This window comes from Gluconacetobacter johannae (genome assembly GCF_014174305.1).
Taxonomy (GTDB): domain Bacteria; phylum Pseudomonadota; class Alphaproteobacteria; order Acetobacterales; family Acetobacteraceae; genus Gluconacetobacter; species Gluconacetobacter johannae.
Genome location: NZ_JABEQH010000029.1, coordinates 24241 through 35542, shown reverse-complemented (window position 1 = coordinate 35542; position 11302 = coordinate 24241). Strand labels below are relative to the sequence as shown.

General features: G+C 68.2%; 11 protein-coding genes. 8 read left to right on the top strand and 3 right to left on the bottom strand.

Annotation, left to right across the window (positions count from 1 at the left end):
• From HLH21_RS16225 to HLH21_RS16190, 8 genes are all read left to right on the top strand, one after another.
• A partial coding sequence (locus HLH21_RS16225; protein ID WP_408871407.1) for an ATP-binding protein occupies nucleotides 1-765 on the top strand: 765 nt, incomplete at its 5' end.
• Between the two features lie 373 nt (nucleotides 766-1138).
• Nucleotides 1139-2521 (top strand): carbohydrate porin, encoded by a 1383-nt coding sequence (locus tag HLH21_RS16220; protein WP_264811640.1) that lies wholly within the window; start codon nucleotides 1139-1141, stop codon nucleotides 2519-2521.
• A 76-nt stretch (nucleotides 2522-2597) separates the two neighbouring features.
• Entirely contained in the window at nucleotides 2598-3146 is a 549-nt protein-coding gene (gene moaB / locus HLH21_RS16215; protein WP_182944793.1) for a molybdenum cofactor biosynthesis protein B, read from the top strand.
• A gap of 22 nt (nucleotides 3147-3168) precedes the next feature.
• Complete coding sequence (locus HLH21_RS16210) at nucleotides 3169-3738, top strand: DJ-1/PfpI family protein (protein ID WP_182944792.1); 570 nt, start codon at nucleotides 3169-3171, stop codon at nucleotides 3736-3738.
• A 127-nt stretch (nucleotides 3739-3865) separates the two neighbouring features.
• Nucleotides 3866-4498 carry a POTRA domain-containing protein gene (locus tag HLH21_RS16205; RefSeq protein ID WP_182944791.1) on the top strand — a complete coding sequence of 211 codons (633 nt, stop codon included), beginning with the start codon at nucleotides 3866-3868 and terminating at the stop codon, nucleotides 4496-4498.
• A 118-nt stretch (nucleotides 4499-4616) separates the two neighbouring features.
• Nucleotides 4617-5348, top strand: coding sequence for an IclR family transcriptional regulator (locus HLH21_RS16200; protein ID WP_182944790.1), 732 nt, complete (start codon nucleotides 4617-4619; stop codon nucleotides 5346-5348).
• Nucleotides 5349-5437: 89 nt separating this feature from the next.
• Nucleotides 5438-5836, top strand: coding sequence for a GlcG/HbpS family heme-binding protein (locus HLH21_RS16195; protein ID WP_182944789.1), 399 nt, complete (start codon nucleotides 5438-5440; stop codon nucleotides 5834-5836).
• 22 nt (nucleotides 5837-5858) lie between these two features.
• Nucleotides 5859-7094 carry an MFS transporter gene (locus HLH21_RS16190; protein WP_182944788.1) on the top strand — a complete coding sequence of 412 codons (1236 nt, stop codon included), beginning with the start codon at nucleotides 5859-5861 and terminating at the stop codon, nucleotides 7092-7094.
• Between the two features lie 11 nt (nucleotides 7095-7105).
• Here HLH21_RS16190 and glcF read toward each other — a convergent pair whose 3' ends face one another.
• Genes glcF through HLH21_RS16175 form a run of 3 tightly spaced genes read right to left on the bottom strand, consistent with a single transcriptional unit; the run spans nucleotide 7106 to nucleotide 11153 of the window.
• Nucleotides 7106-8401, bottom strand: coding sequence for a glycolate oxidase subunit GlcF (gene glcF / locus HLH21_RS16185; RefSeq protein WP_182944787.1), 1296 nt, complete (start codon nucleotides 8399-8401; stop codon nucleotides 7106-7108).
• The gene (locus HLH21_RS16180) at nucleotides 8395-9615 is read right to left on the bottom strand and encodes an FAD-binding protein (protein WP_182944786.1); all 1221 of its coding nucleotides are present in this window, start codon (nucleotides 9613-9615) and stop codon (nucleotides 8395-8397) included. Before HLH21_RS16180 ends, glcF begins: the two co-directional genes overlap by 7 nt.
• Nucleotides 9616-9659: 44 nt before the next feature.
• Nucleotides 9660-11153, bottom strand: coding sequence for an FAD-linked oxidase C-terminal domain-containing protein (locus HLH21_RS16175; RefSeq protein ID WP_182944785.1), 1494 nt, complete (start codon nucleotides 11151-11153; stop codon nucleotides 9660-9662).
• Nucleotides 11154-11302 lie beyond the last annotated feature (149 nt).

The window sequence follows — 11302 nt, the reverse complement described above, 5'->3', positions numbered from 1 at the left end:
GAGGCCGACGAGGCGCTGTCCGCCCGGCTGGAGGCCGCGCGCGCCGCGCTGGCCGAGGCCGGGCAGGCCGTGCAGCGGGCCGAGGCCGCGCGGCCCGACGGGACCGAAGCCCTGGCGGACGCCGCGATCCGGCGGCAGGAACGCCTTATTCAGGACGGCCAGGCCCGGCTGGGCGCCCTGCGGCAGGATATGGCGGCGCTGGAGGCCCGAATCCGTGCCGCCGAAGGCGACGGTCTCGACGAACGGATTGCCGGCCAGGAGCGGCTGCGCGAGTCCTGCGCCGCCGAACGCGCGGCCTGCGCGCGCGAGGTCGCGATCCTGCACTGCCTGCGCGACAGCCTGACGGCGGCGGAACGCGCGGCGACGGAACGGTACCTGGCCCCGCTCTGCCGGGCGATCCAGCCGGCGCTGGCGGCGCTGTTTCCCCGGGCCGGGGTAACGATGGAGGCCGATTTCAGCGTGTCCCGCCTGACGCGGCGCATGGACGAACCGTTCGACACGCTGTCGGACGGCACGCGCGAGCAGATCGCGGTGCTGGTCCGGCTGGGCCTGGCCGACCTGCTGCGGGCCAGGGGCCGGCCGGCGATGCTGGTGCTGGACGACGCGCTGACCTATTCCGACGCCGGGCGGCTGGAACGGCTGTTCGACATCCTGACCGATGCGGCCGACAGGATGCAGATCCTGGTCCTGACCTGCCGGGCCGAGCTGTTCACCGACCTGGGCGCCCGGCCCCTGACGGTCGAGGCGATGGAAAAGGGCCGATAATATCTGTGTCGGAACAATAGCTTGCCCCGGAACGGACGACGGGTGAAGTTTCTCGATCACATTTAATTTATAATTAACCTTCTTTCGTGGTTCGGTAATGAAAATGTTATACGGATCTGCCCGAACCGGTACCGCGGCAGAGTGTGTATCGGAAAATCAAACAATCGACCGCGCGCGGACGTGATGACATCCGGTCGGCCCCTTGGCCGTCATCCGGAGAACGAGAGATAGTTGGAGCTGAATGATTCAAGGTGTGTGTGGGGCGGCCTTTCTGCTGTCCGTATCTTGCGTGCTGTTGCCTGCCGGCTCCGTCCTTGCACAGTCCGTCCCGGCGACCACCGACGGAAAGCGGGTCGGGGGGTATGCCGGCCGCGTGCCCGGGCGGGTCGTGACGCCGGCGCCGGCGCCGCTGGTCCCGCCCCCCGCGCCGGCGCCCGACACCGATCATTACGTTCCGCCGCCCACCCTGGCGGGGTATTTCCCCGACAGCTACCAGAACTGGATTCGCGGCAGCACCATGACGGGGGACTGGGGCGGGCTGCGTACCCACCTGGAAAACCGGGGCGTGCATCTTCAGGGCCATTACCTGGAGGACGCGTCCGGCAACCCGGTGGGCGGCAACTATGCCGCCGTGCGCTACGCCCACGAATTCGGCCTGGGCGCGGACATTGATTTCGCCCGGCTGATCCACCACGACATCGGCACCCTGCATATCCTGCTGACCGAACGCGCGGGCCTCAGCCTCGCCGCCGGTCCGCTGGGCGGCGCGGTGGATTCGGTGCAGCAGATCTTCGGTTCGGGCGAGACGGTGCGCCTGACGCGCCTGTCGCTCGAAAAGAATTTCAACCGCTACGTGTCCATGGAAGCCGGCTGGATCAACACCGAAAACGATTTCGGCCAGTCGACCCAGCATTGGGGCATGTCGATCTATTGCCAGTTCCAGACCAACGCCATCTGCGGCATGCCCCAGGGCCTGGCGATGAACGGCGGCTATGGCTGGTACCCGACGGCCCACCCCGGCGCGTGGCTGAAGCTGTATCCGGCCGGCAACGACCATTACCTGATCTCGGCGGGTATCTATAACGTCGACAACACCATCTCGAACACGCATAACGGCTTCAAGATGGGCCTGCACAACACGACGGGCGTCTATCTGCCGTTCCAGCTCGGCTGGCATCACGGCAACGATTATACCGGCGAGATGGAAGGCAACATCCGGCTCGGCGGTTACTGGGATACGTCCGAGGTCGCGATCGTCTCGTCCAAGACCGGGGGCTACCAGCCGCCCGGCGTCACCCTGATCGACCTGCCCAACAACCAGATCCGCGGCCGTTTCGGCGGATGGCTCGAAGCCGACCAGATGATCCAGCGCGACCATTCCGGCAGCGGGCGCGGCACGATCATCTTCGGCTCGTTCATCTGGGGCGATCCCCGCACCGCGCTCACGCCGTATTTCGCCACCTGGGGCATCATCCGCAAGGGCACGTTCGCCGACCGGCCCAACGACACGATCAGCTTCGGCGGCAAGATGGCCGTGCTGAACCCGAAGCTGGGGGAATATGCCGCAACCCTGCAGCAGGCGGGCCAAAAGGCCCTGCGCCCCTCGAACGAACCGGGGATCGAACTGAACTATGGCTGGCGGCCCACGCCGTGGGCGACCCTGCGGCCGGGCCTGCAATATCTGTGGCATCCGGGCGGCACCAACCGCTACCGCAACGCCCTCATCATCGACATGGAAACCGGCCTGACATTCTGAGCCGCGCAGGGGCGCCCCCCATCGGGGGCGTCCAAATGCATTGACGGCGGGGCCGGCTGGGGGAAACATGCGCCCCATGTCACGACTGGATCATACACGCCCCTTCCTGCCGGTCCGCATCGCGGTGCTGACCGTCTCCGACACCCGCGTGATGGCGACCGACAAATCGGGCGCCATCCTGGCCGAACGGCTGGTGGCCGCCGGCCACCATCTGGCCGACCGCGCCATCGAACCGGACGATGCCGATCGTATCGCCGCACGCCTGGCGGGCTGGATCGCCGACCCGGACATCGACGCGGTGATTTCCACCGGCGGCACCGGCGTCACCGGCCGCGACGTGACGCCCGAGGCGTTCGATCGCGTGATCGAAAAGCGGATCGAAGGCTTCGGCGAACTGTTCCGCATGCTGTCGTACCAGAAGATCGGCACCTCGACGATCCAGTCGCGGGCGCTGGCGGGGGTCGCCAACGGCACCTATCTGTTCGCGCTGCCCGGCTCGTCCGGTGCGGTGAAGGACGGATGGGACGACATCCTGGTCTGGCAATTGGACAGCCGGCATACGCCCTGCAACTTCGTGGAACTGATGCCGCGCCTGCGCGAGCATCTGGACCCCACCCACGACTGACCGGAACACGGGGATCAAGAGCATGAAGAAACTGCTGCTGCTGGCCGGCGACTATGTCGAGGACTACGAAATCATGGTGCCGTACCAGGCGCTGTCGATGCTGGGGTACCAGGTCGATGCGGTCTGTCCGGGCAAGAAGGCGGGGGAGTACGTCCTGACCGCAATCCATGATTTCGAGGGCGCCCAGACCTATAGCGAGAAGCCGGGACACCGCTTCACCCTGACGGCCGATTTCGCCACGGTGCGCGAGGCGGAGTACGCGGGCCTGGTGATCCCCGGCGGCCGCGCGCCGGAATATCTGCGCCTCGATGCGCGGGTCATCGCCCTGGTGCGCGCCTTCGCCGACCGGCCCATCGCCGCGGTCTGCCATGGCGCGCAGATTCTGGCGGCCGCCCGGATCATCGAGGGACGCACCGTTTCCGCCTATCCGGCCTGCCGGCCCGAGATCGAGCTGGCCGGCGGACTCTATGCCGACATCGCCGTGGACGATGCGGTGACGGACGGCCTTCTGGTCACGGCGCCCGCGTGGCCCGCCCATCCGCGCTGGCTGGCCCAGTTCATCGCAGCGCTGGGCGCCCAGGTTTCGATCTGACCAAGCCGCGCGTTCGGGCCGGGTGCGACATTGGCATCCGTCAACAGGTGTGCATCATGAGGGGCCGGGCATTCGGCGGGTGCGCCAGGCACCTGCCCGCGCCTGCTGTCATGGGGAGTTTTCCGTTTTGCACACCACCCGTCATATTCTTGCCCGCGCCGCGCTGGCTGTCGTGATCGCCTCCGGCGGCGCCGCTGCCCTGGCCGTTCCGCAGGCGGCGGTGTTCGCCGCCGCCCCGCCGTCGCCCACGACGCCGCTGAAGCTGAAGTCGCTGTCGATTGTCGGCAACCAGCAGGTCCCGACTGCCGATATCCTGGCCGCCGTGCCGTTCCACGAGGGCGACACCGTTACCCGCAACCAGATCGACGCCGGCGCCCAGGATGTCATGGGGGTCTACCAGAAGAAGAATGTCGGCCTGAAATTCGGCGAGAAGCTGAAATTCACCGGCAACGTCGTCCAGGTCCAGTGGGTGATCGAGGAACAGGCCCCGCAGGCCGCGGCCCCGGCGGCGGCGCTGGTGGTCGACCAGATCGTGTTCCAGGGCAACAAGGCGGTCTCGGCCGCCGACCTGACGGCGGCGACCAAGCTGCGCGCCGGTTCGCCGGTGGACGAGGCCGCGGTCATGGCCGACCAGAAGGCCGTTCAGGCACTGTACCAGAAAAAGAGCATCGGCGTCGCGATCCAGGTCGTGCCGACCCAGCCCAACCACGACAACCATGTCGTCCTGACCTATCAGATCACCGAGAAATCGAGCGACTGATCCGCACGGCCCTGGCGGCGCGGCCCCCGCGCCGCCATCCGGCGAATGCCTGCCTTTTGAAAACCTGTTTATCATACTGGGGGATACAGAACCGGCCCGGTGGCAGGAGAACGACCACGTGGGAAAAGCGCCGAAGCTGATCCAGTCCATCGAACGCTCCGCGGCGATTTTGGAGATCATTGCCCAGGAGGGCGGGAGCGCACGTCTGCAACAGATCGCCACCCTCTCCGGCCTTGAAAAAACGACGGCCCACAACATCCTTCAGACGCTGGGCCATCTGGGCTACGTGCAACGCCGCCAGGGGGACGTGCGCTATCACCTTGGCGGCCGGATCCTGAACCTCGCTCGCGTCGCGGGGGATGACAATGCGCTACGCAGGCGTATGCGCCCCGCGTTGGACGCCATCGCCCAGGAAAGTGGCGCAACCGTCTTCCTGGCCGTACCCAGCGGTGACGAGGCCGCCTATCTCGACATCGCGGACGCCGGCGGCCGGGCCGCCCCCACCTCATGCCTGCATCGCCGTGAAAAACTGGAGGGATCGGCCGTCGGGCTGGTGTTCCTCGCGTTCGTTCCCGGCCTTGGCAAACGTGTGCTGGCCATGCGGGCCGACGCGCTTGACGACGATATTCTGACCCGTATCGAGGACGTCCGGATCAACGGCTATGCGCTCGACATCGAAGCCTATCGTCCAGGCTGGAACTGCGTGGCCATACCCTGGCGGGAAAACGGCGAAGTACGGGCCAGCATCAGCCTGACCGGGCCGGCGGCCGACCTTCCCCGTCATCGGCTCATCCGTCTGAGCTGGATGATGATGAAACATATCGAGCGCGCCGCTGTTCAACAGTGTTGAATAAATACCGATTTCACCGTTTGGCGCATTCCCTCGCGCGTCACGGAAGATAGGGTGCGGCTTTTCGGTGAACGACGAAGGTCAATCGTATGCTGCTCTCCTCCGCAACCGCCATGCTTGCCGCCGCTCGCGCCGAGGCCGAAAGGCTGGGCGTCGCCGTCTGCGTCTCCATCGTGGATGCCGCGGCCTGGCCCATGGCTTTCATCCGCATGGAAGGCACCATCCTCGGCGCGATCGACGTCAGCAACAAGAAAGCGCGGACAGCAGCCCTCTTCCAGATGGACAGCGCCGATTTCGCGCTGATTGCCTGCCCCGGCGGCGGCGCGTATTCGCTGGAAAACACCAATGGCGGCCTGACCAGCTTCGGCGGCGGCATCGCGCTGAAGGCGAAGGATGGCAGCCTGCTTGGTGCGATCGGCGTGTCCGGCGCCAGCACGGAAGACGACATCGCCATCGCACAAGCCGCCGCGCACGCCCTGACCGCCTGACCCCCCTTCCGCCGGACGTCCCATGACAATAGAAACCACGGTGCCCGAAACCAGTGTCGCGCCAGTCGCGCCTCCGCACGGGAAAACGGCGGCCCTGCTCACCCTCACCTTCGGCACGTTCGTTGTCGGAACAGGGGAGTTCGCCATCATGGGCATGCTCCCCGAATTCGCGGCGTCCCTGCATCTTCCGCCCGCCGACGCGGGCTATGCGATCACGGCCTATGCGCTGGGGGTCGTGGTGGGCGCGCCGCTCATCACCATCCTGGGCGCGCGCCTGTCGCGCCGCGAACTCCTCCTCATCCTGCTTCTTCTGTTCTGCTTCGGGAACATCCTGAGCATCGCGATGCCCACGGCCGGGCTGATCGAGGTCGCACGCTTCGTCACCGGCCTGCCACATGGCGCCCTGTTCGGCATTTCGGCCCTGGTCGCGGCCTCGATGGTGGAACGCGCGCGACGCGGCTGGGCCGTGGGGCGGGTCCTTTCCGGCATTGCCATCTCCACCCTTGTCGGCGCGCCGTTCTCGACCTTCGCGGCCGATCATCTGGGGTGGCGTGTCGCCTATCTCATCATCGGCGCTTTCGGCTTCGTCACCTTTCTTGGCGTCTGGCGCTATATTCCCGCCGATCGCCCCAACCGCACCAACTCGCCGCTCAAGGAAGTCCGGGCGCTTGGAAATACGCAGGTGCTGCTGACGCTGCTGACCGCCGCCATCGGCTTTGGCGGCATGTTCGCAATCTATACCTATCTCACCAGCGTCCTTCAGAATGTCACGCATGTCCCGGAATGGGAGGTCATGCTCCATATGGTCATCTGGGGGGCGGGGATGCTCGCCGGCACGAATATCGGCGCGTGGCTGGTGGACCGCAACCTCGATCTCGCCGCACTCCTGGCCCTGGCGGGCAGCGCCGTCGCCATGCTGGCCTTCCCCGCCATGCTGCACAACGACATCGGCCTGATGATCGACGTCTTTCTGGTTCCGGCCTTCGTGAATGCGCTCGGCCCGGCGCTGCAGACACGGCTGATGGATTTTGCGGGGGACGCGCAGACGCTTGCCGCGTCGCTCAACCACTCGGCGTTCAATATAGCAAACGCCCTTGGCGCCTTTCTGGGCAGCGTTCTCCTGGCCCGGCAATTCGGCTACGGCGCGCTGGGCATGGGCGGCGCGATTCTCTCCGCAACGGGCCTGCTGGTCTATCTTGTCGCCGTCGTGCTCCTGAAGCGGAGCGGCGTGCCGGAGGTTCGGGAACCGATCACCTGAGACCCTGAGGGTCAGCCTTCCAGCCCGGCCGGACGGGGCCCACCGGTCGCCCAGTCCAGCAACTGCACGGTATGCACGAAGGGAATGCCGACCTCGCCCGCAAGCTGCGTCATGCAGCCGATATTGCCGCTGGCCGCCACCTGCGCGCCGACCGTGCGGATGGCGGCGACCTTGCGCCGCTTCAGTTCGCCGGCGATGGCGGGTTGCAGCAGATTGTAGGTCCCTGCCGAGCCGCAGCACATATAGCCGTCGGGGATGTCCAGCACCGTAAACCCCGCCGCCGCCAGCAGGGCGCGGGGCTGGCGGGTGATGCGCTGGCCGTGCTGCATCGAGCAGGCGGCGTGGTAGGCGACGCGCAGTCCGGTGGGAACGACCGGCGGCAGCAGGCCGATCCGCTCCATCAGTTCGCTGATATCCAGCGTCATGGCCGAAATCCGCGCCGCGCGCCCCGCCCAGGCGGGGTCCAGGCGCAGGGCGTGGCCGTACGCCTTCACCGACGTGCCGCAGCCCGATGCATTGACCACCACCGCGTCCAGCCCCTGCGGGCCGTCGGCCTCGCGCAGCCAGGCCGCGATGTTCGCCTTCACCAGCGGCAGCGCCCGGGCGCTGTCGCCCAGATGTTCGGCCGGCGCGCCGCAGCACCCCGCGCCCGCCGCCACCACGATTTCCACCCCATGGCGGCGCAGCAGGCGGATCGTCGCCTCGTTGATCGCGGTGTCCAGCACCGTCTGCACGCAGCCGGTCAGCAGGGCCACGCGCATCCGCCGCGTCCCTTCCGCCGGAAAGACCTGCGGCCGGTCGACCGGGCTTGGCGCAGGCAGGGGCGCCGTGGGCACCATGTCCAGCATGGCGCGCGGCGGGCCGGACAGCAGCGCGCGGAACGGCCGCCCGATGCGCCCGGCGGCCAGCCCCATCCGGAACAGCCGGGGCCGGGACAGCAGCATCGCCAGCACCCGGCGCAGGGCCGCCTGGGCCGGCGGGCGGCGATAGTGCGCGGCCACATGTTCCCGCCCATGGCCGATCAGCTTGGAATATTCGACACCCGAGGGGCAGATCGCCTCGCACGCCAGACAGGTCAGGCAGCGGTCGAGATGCGCCACCGTGCGGGCATCGGGCGATCCACCCCGTTCATACATTTCCTTCATCAGGAAAATACGCCCGCGCGGACTGTCGTTTTCGTCATGCCGGACCTGATAGGTCGGACAATGCGACAGGCAGATCCCGCAATGCACACAGGCGCCGATGATCTCGCCGGCCAGGGCGACGTTCGGATCGGCCTTCGCCGCCGGTGAAATCGTGTTCAGCATGCCGCCTCCAGAAAATCCGTCCGGCCGGGATTGAGGATTCCGGCAGGGTCGAAGACGCGCCGCGTGCGCGCCGCCAGCGCCCGCACCCCCGGCGCCTGCGCGGGAAAGGCGCCGTGGGCCGCGCGGATGGGGTCGGGCGCGCGCAGCAGGATCGCCCGTCCGCCGGCATTCGCCGCCAGCGCGCGCAGGTGGGGAACCGCGCCGTCCAGCCCGCCCGAAACGGCGGCGGGCATGGCGCAGAACATCAGCGCGCCCCCCCAGTCCAGCATCAGCGACGACACCAGACCCACCCGCCGCAAGGCGGCGGCCAGGCCCGCCGCGCCCGTCGCCGGCACATGGATACGCCACAGGAGGTCGTCCGTCCCGGCCCCCAGCACGTCCAGTTCGCGAACGCGGGACCAGAAGGCGCGGCTTTCCGCCGCCGCCAGCACCCGCCCGGCCGGCAGGCCGGCCCCGTCCAGCCGCCCGGCATGCTCGGCCACCCCGGGCGCGCTGCCTTCCAGGCGCACCGCCATCGTCATGCCCTCTCCCTCGGGCACGACGGCCGCCCCGGTCACCGCCAGCGGGCGGGACAGGATGGCCGCCAGCGCCGCGATGTCCTGCGCCAGCCCTGCCGAGGGAAACAGCATCGTCCGCTCCGTCTCCGGCGCGGGCAGCACCTTCAGGGTCAGGCTGGTCAGCACCGCCATCGTCCCGAACGAACCGCACAGCAGCTTCGACAGATCGTATCCGGTCACGTTCTTCATCGTCCGGCCGCCGGCGGAAAAGGCTTCGCCCTGCCCGTTCACGCCGTCCACCCCCAGGACGAAATCGCGCGCGGCGCCGACCTGGAAACGGCGTGGCCCCGACAGGCCGGTGGCGATGGCCCCGCCGATGGTCGCCCGCGCAGGCGCGCCGCCATACAGCGCCGCGTGGCAGGGCGGCTCGAACGGCAGGTACTGGCCCCGCCCGGCCAGCATCCGCTCGACCTCCGCCAGCGGCACGCCGGCATCGACGCGGATCACCAGATCGTCGGGTTCGTAGAAATGCACATGGCCCAACCCGCCCAGTTCCAGCCGCACGGCGGCGGCCACCGGGTTGCCCAGGCCCCGCCGGGTGCCGTTGCCCGCCACCTCCAGCGCCTGGCCCTTGGAGCGCGCGGCACGGACGACATCGGCCACATCGTCCGCGCAGGCGGGGCGGCAGACGATCGGGTCGGGAGAGTGGGCGGTCATCAATTCCTGCCAATCAGAGACGGAGCCAATCGGAAACGGGCCAATCAGAAACGCGGAATGTCGGGAAAGCGCATCTCGCCGCCCCGCACATGCATGCGGCCGAATTCGGCGCAGCGGCAGGGCGAGGGAAAGACCTTTCCGGGGTTGAGCAGTTCCTCGGGGTCGAACGCGCATTTCAGCACCTGCTGCTGCCGCAGGTCGGCCGGCGCGAACTGATGGGTCATCAGGTCCCGCTTTTCCACCCCCACCCCGTGCTCGCCGCTCAACACCCCGCCCATGTCGACGCAGGCGCGCAGCACATCGGCCCCGAAGGCCTCGGCCTTGTCCAGGTCGCCGGGGCGGGCGGCGTCGTACATGATGATGGGGTGCAGGTTGCCGTCCCCGGCATGGAAGCAGTTCGCGTAATCCAGCCCGTAGGTCCGCGACAACTCCGCCATCCGGTCCAGGATGTCGGGCAGGCGGTTGCGGGGGATGGTGCCGTCGGTGCAGTAATAATCCTTGCACATCTTGCCGATGGCGGAAAAAGCCAGCTTGCGGCTGCGCCAGATCCGCTCGCGTTCTTCTTCCGTGCGGCTGGCGCGGATGTCGATGGCGCCGGCCTGTTCCGCCAGGCCCCTCACCCGCTCGATCAGCGCGTCGATTTCCGCCGCCGTGCCGTCCAGTTCGCACAGCAGAAGCGCCGCCGTGCGCGGGTCGTGCTCCTCGCGCAGCAGGGACGCCACCGCGTTCAGCACCTTGCGGTCCATGAATTCCAGGCCCGCCGGGATGATGCCCGCGCCGATTATGGCGCCGACGCAGCGGCAGGCATCCTCGACACTGGCGAAGCCCATCGACATGACGCGCGCCGCCTCGGGCAGCGGCACCAGGCGGACGGTGATCTCGGTCACGACGGCCAGCAGGCCCTCGGAGCCGGTCAGCAGGCCGATCAGGTCCAGCTCGCCATCCGCGGCGCCCTGGAAGCCGCCGCCCAGGCGTATGACCTCGCCCGACATCAGCACGGCTTCCAGCCCCACGACGTGGTTGGACGTCATGCCGTATTTCAGGCAATGCACGCCCCCCGAATTCTCGGCGACATTGCCGCCGATGGTCGAGATCATCTGGCTGGACGGGTCGGGCATGTAGCACAGGCCCAGCGGGCGCGCGGCTTCGGAAATCCGGATATTCGGCACCCCGCACTGCACGCGCGCCACGCGGTTTTCCACGTCCATCGCCACGATCGCGCACAGCCGCGACGTGACCAGCAGCACCCCGTCCTCCAGCGGCAGGGCGCCCCCCGACAGCGACGTGCCCGAACCGCGCGGCACGATTTTCACCCCCTGCTCGCGGCACACGGCCAGCACGGCCTGGATTTCCGCGGTGCTGGCGGGCAGGACCACCAGCAGCGGCGTCGCCTGGTAGGCGGTGATGCCGTCGCAGCGATAAGGGCGGCGCTCGGCCTCGTCATCCAGGACCCATTGCGCGCCGACGATCGCGCGCAGCCGCGCGGCCAGTTCGCCGCGCCGCGCGATGATCCCCTGATCCGGATCGGGCATACGCATGGTTCATCCCCTCCCGCGTCGCCGAATGGCGCCTCTGCGCGCCGCCACCTTGAGTCCGCGCGGCGTTGTGTAATAACGTCCCGCCAACGGAAACAGAAGCCGAAAAGCTCCGCGCGGGCGGGTCGCGACGTTTCCCCCACAGCGTCCAC

Bases quoted from the DNA above. Each gene is read 5' to 3' on its own strand.
- HLH21_RS16190 (WP_182944788.1), top strand. From the start codon at position 5,859: ATGACAATAGAAACCACGGTGCCCGAAACCAGTGTCGCGCCAGTCGCG.
- HLH21_RS16195 (WP_182944789.1), top strand. From the start codon at position 5,438: ATGCTGCTCTCCTCCGCAACCGCCATGCTTGCCGCCGCTCGCGCCGAG.
- HLH21_RS16175 (WP_182944785.1), bottom strand. From the start codon at position 11,153: ATGCGTATGCCCGATCCGGATCAGGGGATCATCGCGCGGCGCGGCGAA.
- moaB (WP_182944793.1), top strand. From the start codon at position 2,598: ATGTCACGACTGGATCATACACGCCCCTTCCTGCCGGTCCGCATCGCG.
- HLH21_RS16180 (WP_182944786.1), bottom strand. From the start codon at position 9,615: ATGACCGCCCACTCTCCCGACCCGATCGTCTGCCGCCCCGCCTGCGCG.
- HLH21_RS16210 (WP_182944792.1), top strand. From the start codon at position 3,169: ATGAAGAAACTGCTGCTGCTGGCCGGCGACTATGTCGAGGACTACGAA.
- glcF (WP_182944787.1), bottom strand. From the start codon at position 8,401: ATGCTGAACACGATTTCACCGGCGGCGAAGGCCGATCCGAACGTCGCC.